The following is a 14939-nucleotide window of genomic DNA, read 5'->3' as shown; positions in this document are numbered from 1 at the left end:
CGGGCGGGCGCTGTGGGCCGGGGCGGAGGGGGACCTCACGACCCTGCGGCTGCTGGCCGACCGCGCGGAGGCGGCGGCGCGGAAGGCGGGGGTGCCGATGGGGGAGCGCCGCCGGTACAAGGCCCACCTGACGGTGGCCCGCGCGCGGGTGGCGGTCGACGTACGGGCGTACGTCGCCGCCCTGGGCGCCCTCACCAGCCGTACCTGGACGGTGGACGACGTGGCGCTGGTGCGCAGCAACCTGCCGACGTCCGGGGCGCCGGGGGAGCAGCCGCGCTACGAGACGGTCGCCCGCTGGGCGCTCGGAGCGGCCGGTTAACCTCGACTGCGTGGACCCGAAGACCCGTAACCGGATCATGGCCGGTGTGCTCGTCCTGATGTTCCTCGTCGTCGCCGTGGCGGCCGCGCTGGGCAAGTAGTCGCTTCGCCGGCGGAGCCGGGGAGCTGTGGGTGAGTTGTCTGCCGCGGACGTCCTGCGGCCGGCCGCACAGTTCCCCGCGCCCCTCTCGCAGGGGCGCCTCCTACCAGGCGAACGCCTCCGGAGACGGCCCCGGCCCCGGGAAGATCTCGTCGAGCGAGGCCAGGAGGTCCTCCGACAGCTCCAGCTCCGCCGCCCGGATCGCGGACTCCAGCTGCCCGGCCGTACGCGGCCCCACGATCGGGCCCGTGACACCCGGGCGGGTCAGCAGCCAGGCGAGGGCCGCCTCACCGGGCTCGATGCCGTGCTTCTCCAGCAGGTCCTCGTACGACTGGACTCGCGCGCGTACGGCGGGGTCGGCGAGCGCGTCGGCGGCCCGGCCGGAGGCCCTGCGTCCGCCCATGGCCTCCTTCTTGATCACTCCGCCCAGCAGCCCGCCGTGCAGCGGTGACCAGGGGATGACCCCAAGCCCGTACTCCTGCGCGGCCGGGAGGACCTCCATCTCGGCGCGGCGCTCGGCCAGGTTGTAGAGGCACTGCTCGCTGACGAGGCCGATGGTGCCGCCGCGGCGGGCTGCGGTCTCGTTGGCCTGGGCGATCTTGTAGCCGGGGAAGTTGCTGGAGCCGGCGTAGAGGATCTTCCCCTGCTGGACCAGGACGTCGACGGCCTGCCAGATCTCCTCGAAGGGGGTGTTCCGGTCGATGTGGTGGAACTGGTAGAGGTCGATGTAGTCGGTCCGGAGCCGCTTCAGCGACGCGTCCACCGCGCGCCGGATGTTGAGTGCGGAGAGCTTGTGGTGGTTGGGCCAGACGTCGGCGCTGTCCGCGCTCATGGCGCCGTACACCTTGGTGGCGAGCACGACCTTGTCGCGGCGCTCGCCGCCCTGGGCGAACCAGTTGCCGATGATGCTCTCGGTGCGGCCCTTGTTCTCGCCCCACCCGTACACGTTTGCGGTGTCGAAGAAGTTGATCCCGGCGTCCAGCGCAGCGTCCATGATCGCGTGGCTGTCCGCTTCGTCGGTCTGCGGTCCGAAGTTCATGGTTCCGAGGACCAGTCGGCTGACCTTGAGTCCCGTACGTCCGAGCTGTGTGTACCTCATGTCCGCCTAGCCAACGGTGTGGAGTGCGCTCTAGGCAAGCGGCTTCGGAGATCGGGCGGTTGACGCTAACCATTGGTTAGTGCTTTCCTCTGGGAAGCGCCAGCTTGAACCTTCAAGTTTTCGCCCGCATCGGCTCGTCGAGTCCGTCGAGTTCGTCGCGCTCTGGCTCGGGCCGGCCGCCGCATTCCTCCCCCACAGGATCGGAGAACGGAAACTCCATGATCAGCACCGCACGCGCCCGCCGGGCCCTCGCCGCCGCGCTCGTGGCCGCCGCCCTGACCGCCACGGTCGCCGTACCCGCCGCCGCGGCCGCTCCCTCGGTCGCCGCCGGACGCTCCGGTTCCGCGGCCCACGGCGAGAGCGCTCGCCTCAACTACCAGAAGTCCGTCGCCGTCCGGGTCCTCAAGGGGGTGTTCGAGCAGGGCGACACGGAGGTCGTGGACCGTTTCGTACGGCCCGACTACATCCAGCACAACCCGCTCGCCCCCGACGGGGCCGAGACGCTGAAGAACCTCGCCACCGCCGTCCACCAGCAGTTCCCGGACGCCGAGTACGACGTCAAGCGTGTGATCTCCGAGGGTGACCTCGTCCTCGTGCACTCCAACGTCGTCCTGGCCCCGGGCACGCGGGGCTCGGCCGTCTTCGACATCTTCCGCTTCCAGGGCGGGAGGATCGCCGAGCACTGGGACACCGGCCAGGAGGTGCCGGAGACGACGGCCAACGGCAACGACATGTTCTCCACGGAGAGCCGGCCGCGGACCGAGCGGCCCGGGCCGCGGTGGCTCACCGCGTACAACAAGAAGCTGGTGACCAAGGCGTTCGACCAGCTCATCGTGGACAAGGACCTGTCCGCCATCGACGCGTACTGGGGCCCCGAATACCACCAGCACAACCCGAACATCCCCGACGGCGTGGCGGGCGTGAAGGCCGGACTCGGCGCGTACTTCGAGCAGTTCCCGCAGCTGAAAGTCACCCCCAAGCGGGTCGTCGCCGAGGGCGACCTCGTGGCGGTCCACAGCCACTACGTGAACGCGCCGGGGGAGCGGGGCCAGGCGATCATCGATCTCTTCCGGGTCCGGGGCGGGAAGATCGTGGAGCACTGGGACGTCATCCAGGACGTGCCCGCCACCTCGGCGAACGACAACACGATGTTCTGAGGGGCGTGTTGGCCTGGGGATGTGTTGGCCCGAGGGGCCCTTGGCGGTGCCGGGGCCCTCCGACCAGCCGTGCCAGTCCGGTTCGCGGAGGTGAGGGGGGAGCGGCGTCAGCCGCTTCCCGGGGCAGGGAGGCCGTGGCGGTCAGTCGCGGGGGAACTCGTCCGTCTTGAGCGTCAGCCCGACCACCGTGTCCGTGAGGTCCACGTCGTCTCCGAAGGACGCCTTCGTCTCGGTCGCGTAGTCGCCGTCCTTGGGGTGGGTGTAGACGCGGCACCTGCCCTGGTAGGGGTCGGCGATGAGGTAGACGGGGACCCCGGCCAGTGCGTAGGCGGTCTTCTTGGCGTCGTAGTCGTTGGCCGCGGTGCTCCGTGAGATCACCTCGGCGACGAACTCGACGTCCTGGTGCTGCCACAGTCCCCTGGAGTCCTTGGCGGCGCCCTCGGCCATGACCGTCACGTCGGAGGCGAAGCCGTTGAGGTGGCCCGGGTAGTCGATCCGGACGTCGGACTTCACGCGCTTGCGCGGGTACTTGGCTCGCAGCTGCTCGTAGATGTCCGCGATGATCTCCCAGTGGGTGTCCCGCTGAGGCGCCATGAAGATGTTCCCCCCGACGATCTCGACCTTGTAACCCTCGGGGATGGGACCCTTCTCGACCCACTCGAACATCGTGTCGAGCGTGAGCTCGTCACCGCTGTCGATGCTCTCGGCCATGTCGATCCTGTCTTCAAGGACGGTCATCGTGGCGCTCCTCCCCGGCTGCCGCTCGATCGCGGGCCGCCGCGCAGTACAACGATACGCACGGTGACGGGGCACGGGCCGGGAACTTCCCGCCTCAGCGGTCCTTGGCGTCCTGGGCGTACGGCTCTCCCAGGTCCCACGCCTGGTGCATGGCGTCCGCGAAGGCCGCCGCGATGCGGTGTTCGCCGCTCGCGTTCGGGTGCGTGCCGTCGTAGGTGTCCCGGTGGATGTCGTACGAGCGGGGCGGGGACGCCAGGAGCAGCGGGGAGCGGGGTTCGTCCAGGTCTGCCGCCGTCTTGGCGAGGAGTTCGTTGAAGCGGGCGACCTGGGCGGCGAAGGGGGTGTCCGACTCCGCGCGGATGTTGGGGATCACGGGGAGCAGGACCATGCGGACGCGCGGGTTCGCGGAGCGCGCCTCGGTCACGAAGCGGTGGACGTTCTCCGCCGTCTGGTCGGCGCTCGTGTAGAAGCCCAGGTCGATCAGGCCCAGGGAGACGAGCAGGACGTCGGCGCGGTGCTCCCGTACCGTCCGCGCGATCAGCGGGGCCATGTGGAGCCAGCCCTCGCCCCAGCCCGCGAGGTGGGCGCGGGGGAAGTCCGGGTCCGCGTAGGCGTACGACGTGGGGGTGCCCGTGGCCTGGTCGTGGAGTGTCTCGCGCGGGCCGACGATCTTGAACGGGCCGCCGTACGTCGCGCACAGGTGCCGCCACAGCCGGTAACGCCATGTGTGTTCGCCGGAGCTGCCTATGGTCATGGAGTCGCCGACGGGCATGAACCTGAGCATCCGCTCATCATGAATGATGGCTACTTGTTGGTAAGTGGTCCTTGGCCGTTCCGTGCTGTGAACCTGGCCACGTGGGGGCGAGGTACACGGTCGCCGTTCGTTCCGCGGAGCGGGATGGCAGGCTTGGGGGCATGCCGCGTCGATCGCTCCCCTTCCTCGCAGGCCTCGCCGGGGTCCTCCTCGCCGCCGCCTCGGCCGCGCCCGCCGTCGCCGACGACGGCGGGTTCACCCTCAAGGACCCGAGGATCACCGAGTCCAGCGGCCTCGCCGCCTCCCGTCAGCACCCGGGGATCTACTGGACCCACAACGACAGCGACGACGGGGCGTACCTGTACGCGGTCGACAGCAGGACCGGGGAGACGGTCGCCACCGTCACCATGACCGGCGTCGGCGCCCCGCGCGACGTCGAGGCCGTCTCCATGGGGCCCGGCAACCGCATCTACGTCGGCGACATCGGCGACAACCTCGGCGGCACCTGGGACTACGTGTGGATCTACGAGCTGCCGGAGCCGAAGCAGCTCAAGGACCAGACGATCCGCGCCACGCAGTACGTCGTGAAGTACGCCGACGGGGCCCGTGACGCGGAGGCGCTGATGGTGCACCCGAAGACCGGGCGGGTCTACATCGCGGACAAGAACGAGGACGGCGGGTCCCTGTACGAGGGGCCGGCCGAGCTCTCCGCGAGCGGGACGAACGTCTTCAAGCGGGTCGCCGCGGTCGACCTCTGGGTCACCGACGGGGCCTTCTCGCCCGACGGCAAGCGACTCGCCGTACGCGGCTACTTCGGCGGCATCCTGTACGACTGGAACGGCGGGAAGATCAAGCGGGTCGATCGGCTCAGCGTGCCTCTGCAGGGGCAGGGGGAGTCGATGACCTACACCACCGACGGTGCCGAGATCATGTACGGCACCGAGGGCGAGGGCAGCAGGGTCGTGGCCCGGGAGGCCCCGGGCGGGGGCGACGGCTCCGACTCGGCTTCCGGGGGCGGGAGTTCGGACTCCGCTCAGGGGGACAGCGGTGACGGTACGAACTCCGGGATCAAGGCCGGCGCACTGGCCGTGGTCGCCGGTCTCGTCGTCGTGTGGGGGCTGAAGCGGCTGCTGCGGCGGTCGTGAACCAGGGCTGTCCGGCACATCGGGGTGGCGGGCCGGGGTAGCGGATCAGGATGGCGCATGCAGGATGGTGCATGCAGGACGGCGGATCAGGGTCGGACAGGCCCTGACCCGCCACTCTGACCCGCTTGGCCCTGAGCCGCTTGGCCCTGACCCGTTTGGCTCTGAGCCCTTTGGCTCTGACCCGCTTCGCCGCGCCGCCGGTCGACCAGCACGTCCAGTCCGTCCAGGATTCGCTGCAACCCGAACTCGAAGTGGTCGAAGTCGACCGAGAAGGTGTCCTCGGCCAGTCGGGCCATCATGGGGAACTGGCCGCTCTCCATGGCCCGTTCGAGGAACGGATGCTGCTCGGCCCAGAACTCCTCGTGGCTGAGGCCGGTCGCCTTGGCGGCGTCGACGGCGTCGATCTCCATACGCGCGATACCGCCCGCGAAGCTCTGCACCGCGATGAACACCGAGATCAGCTCGGGATCGCTGAGCCCCATGCCCTTGAGGGGGACCAGGGCGGCCTCCAGGGAGCGCAGGGAGCTCGGGCCCATGACCGTTCGGGCCTGGTTGACCCGTAGCAGCCACGGGTGGCGCCGGTAGTGCTCCAGGTACCCGCGGGCCATGATCGCCACGGCGTCCCGCCAGCCGGCCGCCACCGACCCGCCTTCCTGATCGGTCTCCGCCGACCCGCCTTCCTGATCGGTCTCCGCCGACCGGCCCTCCTGGCCGGTTTCCGTCTCCCCGCTCTCCTGGCCGGTCTCCGTCCTCCCGCTCTCCTGGCCGCCCTCCAGGGCCTCGGCCTGCACCCGGTCGAGCATCAGGTCCAGCAGCTCGGCCTTTCCCGGCACGTACCGGTACAGCGACATCGTGCCCGCCTTCAGCGTGGTGGACAGGCGCCGCATCGACACCGCCTCCAGCCCCTCCGCGTCGGCGATCTCGACGGCCGCGGCGACGATCCGGTCGAGGCTCAGCCCCGGTTTGGGGCCCCGGCTGCGGCGCTCGCCGGTGCCCCACAGCAGCTGCAGGCTGAGCTTGATGTTGCCGCTGCCGCCGGTCTCCGTCCTCGTCATGAACATCAGCGTAGCCCTCCTGACGTGGCCCTCCGCCGGGCCTCGGTAAATCACTGGACAGAAACTGAGTACGCCGTACTCTCTTGTGGGTACACCGTACTCGGTTTCAGGTGAGGGGAAGGGGAGTGAAGGGGGAGTGACGATGCAAGGCGACGGACACGCCTACGCCGTACGGGCCGAAGGGCTCGTGAAGCGGTATGGCGAGAAGCGGGCGCTCGACGGCTTCGACCTCGCGGTCAGGGAAGGCACGGTGCACGGACTGCTGGGTCCGAACGGCGCGGGCAAGACCACCGCCGTACGCATCCTGTCCACGCTCTTACGGCTGGACGGCGGCCGGGCCACGGTGGCCGGCCTCGATGTGGCGCGGCAGGGGCGTGAGGTGCGGGCGCGGATCGGGCTCACCGGTCAGTACGCGGCGGTGGACGAGGTGCTGACCGGGCGTCAGAACCTGGAGATGTTCGGCCGGCTGTTCCACCTGGGCGGCCGTGGGGCCCGGCGGCGCGCGACGGAGCTGTTGGAGCGGTTCGGCCTGACGGACGCGGGGGACAGGGGCGTCGGCAAGTACAGCGGTGGGATGCGCCGCCGGCTCGACCTCGCCGCCTCGATGATCCTCGCCCCGGCGGTGCTGTTCCTCGACGAGCCGACGACCGGACTCGACCCGCGCAGCCGCGGTGAGGTCTGGGAGTCCGTACGGGCGCTGGTGGCCGACGGCACGACCGTACTGCTCACCACGCAGTACCTGGAGGAGGCCGACAAGCTGGCCTCCCGTATCACCGTCATCGACCAGGGGCGGGCCATCGCGGACGACACCCCGGACGGGCTGAAGAGCACGGTGGGCGGCGACCGGATCGAGGTCGTGGTCGCCGATCGGGCCGACATCCCGCGCACGGTGAAGGTGGTCGCCCGGGTCGCGGACGGCGAACCGGAGTCGGACGGGACGGAGCCGCGGGTGCACGCCCGGGTGACCGACCGCGTCGCCGCCCTGACGGAGGTCGCGCGGGCCCTTCAGGACGAGGGCGTGGCGGTCGAGGACATCGGACTGCGCAGGCCCAGCCTCGACGACGTGTTCCTGCGCCTGACCGGACACCGCACGGAGACGTCCGGCACCGACGAGGAGGTGGCCGCATGAGCGCCCTTGACCTGACCGAACGGCCCGTGCGCGGACGGGTGTTCTGGGCTCTGGCCGACTGCTGGAACATCGTCCGCCGAGGCCTCACCCACTACCAGCGCCAGCCGGTCAACATCGCCTGGCAGCTCGGCTTCCCGATCCTCTCCGTCCTCCTCTACGGCTATGTCTTCGGCAACGCGATGAAGGTGCCCGGCGGCGGGGACTACCAGGAGTTCCTGATGCCGGGCATGTTCGTGATGACGATGGCCTTCGGGTTCATCAACACGGCGACCGTCGTCGTCTACGACGCGACCAAGGGCGTCATCGACCGCTTCCGCTCCATGCCGATGGCGTCGTCGGCGGTGGTCGCCGGGCGGGGAGTGACCGATCTGATCGTCGCCTGCGCGGAGCTGGCGATCATGATGCTCACCGCGCTCGCGATGGGCTGGCGCCCGGACGGCGGCCTCGGCTTCCTCGCCGCCTTCGGCCTGCTGCTGTGGCTGCGGTTCGCGCTGATCTGGATCGGCGTGTGGCTCGGCCTCCTGGTCCCCAATCCGGAGGCGGCGGGCGGCCTCTTCGCGATCGCCTTCCCGCTCACGATGATCTCCAGCATCTACGTCGCCCCTCAGCTGATGCCGGACTGGCTGGGCCACGTGGCGGCCTGGAACCCGATCTCCTCGACGGCCGCGGCCACCCGCGACCTGTTCGGCACGACGGTGGGCGGCGGTGACTCGTGGGTCGAGCAGCACGCGCTGCTCATGGCGGTCGTGTGGCCGGTGGTGCTGACGGCGGTCTTCCTGCCGCTGGCGGTGCGGAAGTTCCAGAAGCTGAGCCGGTGATCCCGGGATCCCTTGACGTGTCCGAGTGACCTGACTTCCATGGGAGGACTGGGCGGTGGGAGCGCTCCCACATGTTCCGGGCCCAATGCCTCCCGAGAGGAAGCAGCGACATGTTCCGCAGCTTACGAAGAGCGCTGTGCACCGTGGGCGTCGCCGTCGCGGCGCTCCTGTCACCGATGGTGGCCGGGGCGCCGACGGCCCACGCGGCGGAGCCGGGCGCCGGCTACTGGCACACCAGCGGCCGCCAGATCCTGGACGCGGCCGGGCAGCCGGTCCGGATCGCCGGTATCAACTGGTTCGGCTTCGAGACCGGCAACCACGTGATCCACGGCCTCTGGGCGCGTGACTACAAGAGCATGATCAACCAGATGAAGTCGCTGGGCTACAACACCATCCGGCTGCCGTACAGCGACGACATCCTCAAGAGCGGCACCACACCCGACAGCATCAACTTCTCCGACGGCAAGAACGCCGACCTGCAGGGCCTGACCTCGCTTCAGGTCATGGACAGGATCGTGACGTACGCCGGTCAGAGCGGCCTGAAGGTCGTCCTCGACCGGCACCGCCCGGACGCGGGCGGGCAGTCGGCGCTCTGGTACACGGCGTCGGTCCCCGAGTCGACGTGGATCGCCAACCTCAAGTCCCTGGCGACGCGCTACAAGGGCAACTCCACGGTCGTCGGCATCGATCTGCACAACGAACCGCACGACCCTGCCTGCTGGGGCTGCGGGGACACGGCGCGGGACTGGCGGCTGGCCGCACAGCGGGCCGGCAACGCGGTCCTGGCCGCCAACCCCGAGCTGTTGATCATGGTCGAGGGCGTGCAGTCGTACAACGGCGTCAACGGCTGGTGGGGCGGCAACCTGATGGGTGTCGCGCAGTACCCGGTGCAGCTCGACGTGGCGAACCGGGTCGTCTACTCCGCGCACGACTACGCGACCAGCGTGGCCCAGCAGCCCTGGTTCAGCGACCCGTCGTTCCCCGACAACATGCCGGGCATCTGGGACAAGTACTGGGGCTACATCTTCAAGCAGAACATCGCGCCCGTGTGGGTCGGCGAGTTCGGTACGACCCTGCAGTCGGCGGTGGACCAGAAGTGGCTGGCCGCGCTGGTGACGTATCTGCGGTCGACGTCGGCGTACGGCGCCGACAGCTTCCACTGGACCTTCTGGTCGTGGAACCCCAACTCCGGTGACACGGGCGGCATCCTGAAGGACGACTGGTCGACCGTGGACACCGTGAAGGACGGGTATCTCGCGAGCGTCAAGGCGCCGGGATTTCCCGGTTCGGGTGACCCGGGCGGGGGCGACCCCGGTGGAGGCACGGCCTCGTGCGGCGCCGCGTACACCGTCAGCAGCGACTGGGGCGGCGGCTTCAACGCCGAGGTGAAGGTGACCAACACGGGGACGGCCCCGATCAAGTCCTGGATGGTGACGTGGACCTGGAGCGGCGCCCAGCGGGTGACCAGCATGTGGAACGCGGTGTACACGCAGACCGGGTCGATGGTCATCGCGGTGAACGCCGCGCACAACGGGAGCGTGCCGGTGGGCGGTTCGGCGACCTTCGGCTTCGGGGGCGCGCCCGGGGGCGGAGGTGTGCCGAGCGTGAGCTGCACGGCGGGGTGACAGTGGCGTGACCGCGGCGTGAGATGGGGGCGCCTGGCACTCGCCGAGCGCCCTCATCGCCGGGACGGCATGCCCCGGGACGGCATGCCCCGGGACGGCATGCCCCGGGACGGCATGTCCGGATCGGTCCAACTGCCCCTTTCTGTGAGTTACTTAAGTGCTTCCGATGACTCAATTCGGTCAAGTCTTGGTCGAATATGTTCTTGCGCGGCGCGTTCTTCCGGAACCATGCGGCACGGACCGCGAACTCGCGGACCTGAACCCCCCTCAGTTGCTAGGAACTCCATGAGAAGAAGCGCAGCCGTGCTGTGCGGCGCCACCGTCGTACTGGCGGGGACGCTGACAGCCGTCCCCGCCAACGCCAGCGGGTCGCACTCCGCGAACACCGCCCAGGCCGCCGCCGCGAAGGTCACCTGGAAGAAGTGCGGCACGGAGAACTACCCGACGCTCCAGTGCGCGTCCGTGAAGGTGCCGCTCAACCACGCCAAGCCGAGCGGGAAGAAGATCACGCTGGCGCTGTCCCGCGTGCCGCACACCGCGACGAAGTACCAGGGCCCGCTGCTGGTCAACCCGGGCGGCCCCGGCGGCAGCGGTCTGACGCTCGCCGGGTACGTCGCCTCCTCCCTGCCCAAGGAGGTCGCGGCCCAGTACGACGTCATCGGCTTCGACCCGCGCGGAGTGGGCGAGAGCAAGCCCGCCCTCGACTGCAAGCCGGGGTACTTCAACCCGGTGCGCCCGGACTCCGTGCCCGGCACGTCCGCGATCGAGAAGGCCAACCTCTCGCGCGCCAAGTCCTTCGCCAAGGCCTGCGGCACGAAGTACAAGGACGTCCTGCCGTACATCAACACGATCAGCGCCGTGAAGGACATGGACGCGATCCGCAAGGCACTCGGCGCGAAGAAGATCAACTACTTCGGTTACTCGTACGGCACCTACCTCGGCGCCGTCTACGCCAAGCTGTACCCCGAGCGGGTGCGGCGCCTGGTGCTGGACTCGATCGTCGACCCGACGGGCGTCTGGTACGAGGACAACCTCGCGCAGGACTACGCCTTCGACGACCGCCACAAGGCGCTCATGGCGTGGATCGCGAAGTACGACTCCACCTACAAGCTCGGCACCGACCCGGCCAGGATCGAAGCCAAGTGGTACGCCATGCGCGCGGCCCTCGCCAAGACGCCCGCGGGCGGCAAGGTGGGCGCCTCCGAGCTGGAGGACACCTTCATCCCCGGCGGGTACTACAACGGCTACTGGCCCTACCTCGCCGAGGCGTTCGCGGCCTACGTGAACGACAAGAACGCCGACCCGCTGGTCGAGGCGTACGAGAACTTCGCCTCCGTCGACCCCTCCGGCGACAACGGCTACAGCGTCTACACCTCGGTGCAGTGCCGTGACGCGTCCTGGCCGCGCGACTGGAAGCAGTGGCGCAAGGACAACTGGGCGGTGTACAAGAAGGCGCCGTTCATGACCTGGAACAACGCCTGGTACAACGCGCCGTGCGCGTACTGGCCGACGAAGTCGCTGAAGCCGGTCAACATCGCCAACTCCAAGCTGCCGCCGGTGCTGCTGTTCCAGGCGACGGACGACGCGGCCACCCCCTACCAGGGCGGCGTCACCGTCCACAAACTGCTCAAGAAGTCCAGCCTGGTGGTCGAGCAGGGCGGCGGCAACCACGGCATCTCGCTGAGCGGCAACACCTGCCTCGACAAGTACCTGGCGGAGTACCTCACCAACGGCAAGGTGCCCCGCGGCAACGGCACGGCCGACGCCGTCTGCCAGAAGCTGCCCGACCCGGAGCCGCGGGCCCCGGAGCAGAGCTCGGCGCAGTCGACGCTGAGCACGGCACGGGCGACCGCCCCGACGGGCGGCGACACCCTGCACGGGATCCTCGGCTCCCGCGGCTGAGCATCATCCAGTACGGCAACGAAGGGCGCCCGGTGTTCGCCGGGCGCCCTTCTCCGTGTGTACGACGGCTACAGCTTCTCGATCACGTAGTCGATGCTCTTCGTCAGCGCCTCGACGTCCGCCGGGTCGACGGCCGGGAACATCGCCACGCGGAGCTGGTTGCGGCCCAGCTTGCGGTACGGCTCGGTGTCGACGATGCCGTTGGCGCGCAGGACCTTGGCCACGGCGGCGGCGTCCACCTCGTCGGTGAAGTCGATCGTGCCGATGACCTGCGAGCGCTTGGCCGGGTCGGCGACGAACGGGTTCGCGTACTTGATGTCCTCGGCCCAGCCGTACAGGGTGCGCGCGGAGGTGGCCGTGCGGCGGACCGCCCAGTCCAGGCCGCCCTGCCCGTTGATCCACTCCAGCTGCTCGTTCAGCAGGAAGAGGGTGGCGAGGGCCGGGGTGTTGTACGTCTGGTTCTTGCGCGAGTTGTCGATCGCGGTTGGCAGCGAGAAGAACTCGGGCACGTGCCGTCCGCTCGCGTGGACGCGCTCCGCGCGCTCGATGGCGGCCGGGGAGAAGACGCCGATCCAGAGACCGCCGTCGGCGGCGAAGGACTTCTGCGGGGCGAAGTAGTAGACGTCGGTCTCGGCGATGTCGACGGGCAGGCCGCCGGCGCCGGAGGTGGCGTCCACGAGGACCAGGGAGCCCTCGTCGGCGCCCTCGACGCGCTTGATGGGGGCGGCGACACCGGTGGACGTCTCGTTGTGCGTGAACGCGTACACGTCCACGCCCGCCTCGGCCGCGGGCTCCGGGTGCGTGCCGGGGTCGCTCGCGATCACGGTGGGCTCGGCCAGCCAGGGGGCCAGCTTGGCCGCCTTGGCGAACTTGGAGGAGAACTCGCCGAACGTGAGGTGCTGCGACTTGTTCTCGATGAGTCCATGGGTCGCGATGTCCCAGAACGCGGTGGAGCCGCCGTTGCCGAGGACGACCTCGTAGCCGTCGGGCACCTGGAACAGCTCGCTGATGCCCTCGCGCACCTTGCCGACCAGGTTCTTCACCGGGGCCTGGCGGTGGGAGGTGCCCATCAGGGAGGTACCGGTGGCGGCGAGGGCGTCCAGCGCCTCGGTACGCACCTTGGAGGGGCCGGCGCCGAATCGTCCGTCGGCGGGCTTGATGTCAGCGGGAATCTGGATCTCAGCCACGGACCGGAGCCTATCCGTTCCACGAAACCCGGGCGAAACGTCGTCCGTCGGGTGAGACGGAGGGAGGCGAGGGGGCCTTGCGGAAGTACGTCTTCACCGACCGCCCGGCATCATCCTGCGCATCGTCGAGAACAGTCCTCTCCGGCCCCTGGACCCGGGCGCGGAGCCATCCACGGCGCCCGCGCCGCCCGTACCGTCCTGTCCCCGGGAGGCCGGGGCGGCGGGGAGCTGGGCCCTGGCCCTGCTGTGCTGGTTCAGCTCGTAGTACACCGGGAGGTGCCGCAGCCCTCGCACCATCGGTCCGGACCGCCACGGCAGCTGATCCGGTGCCGACGCGAGTTCCGCCTGGTCGAAGTGCTCGAAGAACCGGCCCACCGCCGTGGTCACGATCATGGTGCCCAGCTCGCGGGCGGCACCGGGGCACTGGTGGGGCCCCGCCCCCCAGCCCAGATGAGCCCGTGTGCTGAGCACGGACTGGGCGATACCGGCGGAGTCGCCCGCCATCAGCTCCCGGTGGGCGCCCGCGGCCGACGGCAGGACCACGTCACCGGCGCGTATCCAGAAGTTGCCCAGCCGTACGTCCCGCGCGGCGAAGCGGAACGGCATGTTGGCGGTGGGCGGATTCACCAGCACGGCACGGTTGAGCGTCTCCTCCAGCTGCCCGACCGAGAGGCTGCGGCGCACGGCGGCGTTGCCCAGCAGCACCTCCAGCAGTGTGTTCAGCACCATGGTGTTGGTGATGTCGTTGAGGTAGACGGCGTTCATGAACAGCTCGCGGCCGAGCTGCTCGTCGGAGAGACCGGGGTCGGCGAACAGCATGTGCGACGGCAGGTCGTCACCGGGCTCCGCCCTGCGGTGGGCGGCCAGCCGGGTCATGGCCGCCAGGGCGCGCCCGGTGGCGGGGCCGGCCTCCTCCCCGCCGTCGAGCATCTGCCACAGGTCCGTCACCAGCTCGTCGCCCAGGTCGTCCGGGAAGCCGAACAGCTTGGTGGTCACCATCAGCAGCAGCGGCCTGGAGTACTGCGCGCACAGGTCGGCGTATCCGGTGGGCCCCGACTCCGTGGCCAGGGCGGCGACCAGCTCGTCCGTGTACCGGGCGACGGCTGCCCGCAGCTCCCAGCCCTGCGGACTCTGTCCGTTCTGGAAGGGCGCCAGCGCCGTGTTGTGGGTCTGCCGGGCGCCGCGATGCTCCTCGTCGTCCATGAACATCGTCTGCCGCACCTCGTAGCCCGCGAGCAGCGGCCAGTCGGGCGGGAGCGTGCCCTGGGCCCGCGCCCTCCAGTACCGGACGTCACGGCGCCACACGCTCTCGTTGCGGAGCACCTCCAGGACCTCGGCGTAGCCGAGGACGAGCCACACCGGCGCTCCCATCAGCGCGACGGGGGCCACGGGACCGTAGGTGTGCCGCAGCCGCTGGTACACCCCGGCGGGATCGGAGTCGAACTCGCGGGTGAGCAGCGGTGCCGCGGGGAGCGACTCGAGCATCGGGCTGCCGGCCGGCGCGCTCGGGAGCATGTCCATAACGCAACACATAGCGCACCAATGGCGCAACGGCACCGACTCGGGTGGCAACCGTTACGGGTTGGTGATGGTCGTGTCACATGAGGTGACACCTGTGCAAGAGGGCGTATATGGCCAGGTCACAGGCGTGCGGGGTCCTGCCGGGGGTGCCCGGTCCCGGGCGGGCGCGTCGGTTCGCGTACGCCGGGCTGGTCCGTGTACGCCGGGCCGGTCCGTATGCGCCGGGCCGGTCCGTATGCGCCGGGCCGGTCCGTATGCGCCGCGCTGGTCCGTATGCGCCGGGCCGGTCCGTATGCGCCGCGCCGGTCCGTGTGCGCCGCGTCGGCCCCGGCCGCCTTCCCGGCGCCGACCGCGGACCTCGGCGGACGGCACCGGACGGGTGGGGCGGGAC

13 protein-coding genes and 1 pseudogene are annotated in these 14939 nt (G+C 70.0%); 7 read left to right on the top strand and 7 right to left on the bottom strand.

The window, feature by feature from the left end; genetic code table 11:
• A partial coding sequence (locus FNH04_RS25855; RefSeq protein WP_322723867.1) for a 2'-5' RNA ligase family protein occupies nt 1-319 on the top strand: 319 nt, incomplete at its 5' end.
• A 202-nt stretch (nt 320-521) separates the two neighbouring features.
• Here FNH04_RS25855 and FNH04_RS25850 read toward each other — a convergent pair.
• Nucleotides 522-1517, bottom strand: a complete 996-nt coding sequence (locus FNH04_RS25850; protein WP_152788195.1) for an aldo/keto reductase — start codon at nt 1515-1517, stop codon at nt 522-524.
• Between the two features lie 218 nt (nt 1518-1735).
• Here FNH04_RS25850 and FNH04_RS25845 point away from each other — a divergent pair, with 218 nt between their 5' ends.
• A complete protein-coding gene (locus tag FNH04_RS25845) occupies nt 1736-2674 on the top strand; it encodes a nuclear transport factor 2 family protein (protein WP_152788194.1) in 939 nt (312 codons plus the stop codon).
• Between the two features lie 141 nt (nt 2675-2815).
• On the opposite strand, the gene FNH04_RS25840 is transcribed toward FNH04_RS25845, so the two are convergent.
• A complete protein-coding gene (locus FNH04_RS25840; RefSeq protein WP_152788193.1) occupies nt 2816-3412 on the bottom strand; it encodes a Uma2 family endonuclease in 597 nt (198 codons plus the stop codon).
• Between the two features lie 94 nt (nt 3413-3506).
• Nucleotides 3507-4196 (bottom strand): SGNH/GDSL hydrolase family protein, encoded by a 690-nt coding sequence (locus FNH04_RS25835; protein ID WP_152788192.1) that lies wholly within the window; start codon nt 4194-4196, stop codon nt 3507-3509.
• Between the two features lie 131 nt (nt 4197-4327).
• Between FNH04_RS25835 and FNH04_RS25830 the strand changes: the two genes are divergently transcribed.
• Nucleotides 4328-5311, top strand: coding sequence for a YncE family protein (locus FNH04_RS25830; RefSeq protein WP_152788191.1), 984 nt, complete (start codon nt 4328-4330; stop codon nt 5309-5311).
• 86 nt (nt 5312-5397) lie between these two features.
• Here FNH04_RS25830 and FNH04_RS25825 read toward each other — a convergent pair whose 3' ends face one another.
• Nucleotides 5398-6366 (bottom strand): TetR/AcrR family transcriptional regulator, encoded by a 969-nt coding sequence (locus FNH04_RS25825; protein ID WP_152788190.1) that lies wholly within the window; start codon nt 6364-6366, stop codon nt 5398-5400.
• A gap of 142 nt (nt 6367-6508) precedes the next feature.
• Here FNH04_RS25825 and FNH04_RS25820 point away from each other — a divergent pair, with 142 nt between their 5' ends.
• The 4 genes from FNH04_RS25820 (at nt 6509) to FNH04_RS25805 (ending at nt 11840) form a co-directional block, all read left to right on the top strand.
• Entirely contained in the window at nt 6509-7495 is a 987-nt protein-coding gene (locus FNH04_RS25820; protein WP_152788189.1) for an ATP-binding cassette domain-containing protein, read from the top strand.
• Complete coding sequence (locus FNH04_RS25815; RefSeq protein ID WP_152788188.1) at nt 7492-8313, top strand: ABC transporter permease; 822 nt, start codon at nt 7492-7494, stop codon at nt 8311-8313. Before FNH04_RS25820 ends, FNH04_RS25815 begins: the two co-directional genes overlap by 4 nt.
• A gap of 110 nt (nt 8314-8423) precedes the next feature.
• Entirely contained in the window at nt 8424-9938 is a 1515-nt protein-coding gene (locus FNH04_RS25810; RefSeq protein WP_152788187.1) for a cellulase family glycosylhydrolase, read from the top strand.
• 285 nt (nt 9939-10223) lie between these two features.
• Entirely contained in the window at nt 10224-11840 is a 1617-nt protein-coding gene (locus FNH04_RS25805; protein WP_152788186.1) for an alpha/beta hydrolase, read from the top strand.
• A 68-nt stretch (nt 11841-11908) separates the two neighbouring features.
• Here the strand turns inward: FNH04_RS25805 and serC are convergent, their stop codons facing one another.
• The 3 genes and pseudogenes from serC to FNH04_RS47885 form a co-directional block, all read right to left on the bottom strand.
• Nucleotides 11909-13027 carry a phosphoserine transaminase gene (gene serC / locus FNH04_RS25800; protein WP_322723864.1) on the bottom strand — a complete coding sequence of 373 codons (1119 nt, stop codon included), beginning with the start codon at nt 13025-13027 and terminating at the stop codon, nt 11909-11911.
• A 93-nt stretch (nt 13028-13120) separates the two neighbouring features.
• The gene (locus FNH04_RS25795) at nt 13121-14542 is read right to left on the bottom strand and encodes a cytochrome P450 family protein (RefSeq protein WP_386574721.1); all 1422 of its coding nucleotides are present in this window, start codon (nt 14540-14542) and stop codon (nt 13121-13123) included.
• A gap of 125 nt (nt 14543-14667) precedes the next feature.
• Nucleotides 14668-14939: pseudogene (locus tag FNH04_RS47885) on the bottom strand (hypothetical protein); the annotation flags it as partial.

Source organism: Streptomyces phyllanthi, from assembly GCF_009377205.1.
In the GTDB taxonomy this organism is placed as follows: domain Bacteria; phylum Actinomycetota; class Actinomycetes; order Streptomycetales; family Streptomycetaceae; genus Streptomyces; species Streptomyces phyllanthi.
This window is presented reverse-complemented; position numbering and strand designations above follow the sequence as displayed.

Bases quoted from the DNA above. Each gene is read 5' to 3' on its own strand.
- FNH04_RS25845 (WP_152788194.1), top strand. From the start codon at position 1,736: ATGATCAGCACCGCACGCGCCCGCCGGGCCCTCGCCGCCGCGCTCGTG.
- FNH04_RS25815 (WP_152788188.1), top strand. From the start codon at position 7,492: ATGAGCGCCCTTGACCTGACCGAACGGCCCGTGCGCGGACGGGTGTTC.
- FNH04_RS25830 (WP_152788191.1), top strand. From the start codon at position 4,328: ATGCCGCGTCGATCGCTCCCCTTCCTCGCAGGCCTCGCCGGGGTCCTC.
- FNH04_RS25820 (WP_152788189.1), top strand. From the start codon at position 6,509: ATGCAAGGCGACGGACACGCCTACGCCGTACGGGCCGAAGGGCTCGTG.
- FNH04_RS25835 (WP_152788192.1), bottom strand. From the start codon at position 4,196: ATGCTCAGGTTCATGCCCGTCGGCGACTCCATGACCATAGGCAGCTCC.
- FNH04_RS25850 (WP_152788195.1), bottom strand. From the start codon at position 1,517: ATGAGGTACACACAGCTCGGACGTACGGGACTCAAGGTCAGCCGACTG.
- FNH04_RS25810 (WP_152788187.1), top strand. From the start codon at position 8,424: ATGTTCCGCAGCTTACGAAGAGCGCTGTGCACCGTGGGCGTCGCCGTC.
- FNH04_RS25840 (WP_152788193.1), bottom strand. From the start codon at position 3,412: ATGACCGTCCTTGAAGACAGGATCGACATGGCCGAGAGCATCGACAGC.
- FNH04_RS25825 (WP_152788190.1), bottom strand. From the start codon at position 6,366: ATGACGAGGACGGAGACCGGCGGCAGCGGCAACATCAAGCTCAGCCTG.
- FNH04_RS25795 (WP_386574721.1), bottom strand. From the start codon at position 14,542: ATGCTCCCGAGCGCGCCGGCCGGCAGCCCGATGCTCGAGTCGCTCCCC.
- FNH04_RS25805 (WP_152788186.1), top strand. From the start codon at position 10,224: ATGAGAAGAAGCGCAGCCGTGCTGTGCGGCGCCACCGTCGTACTGGCG.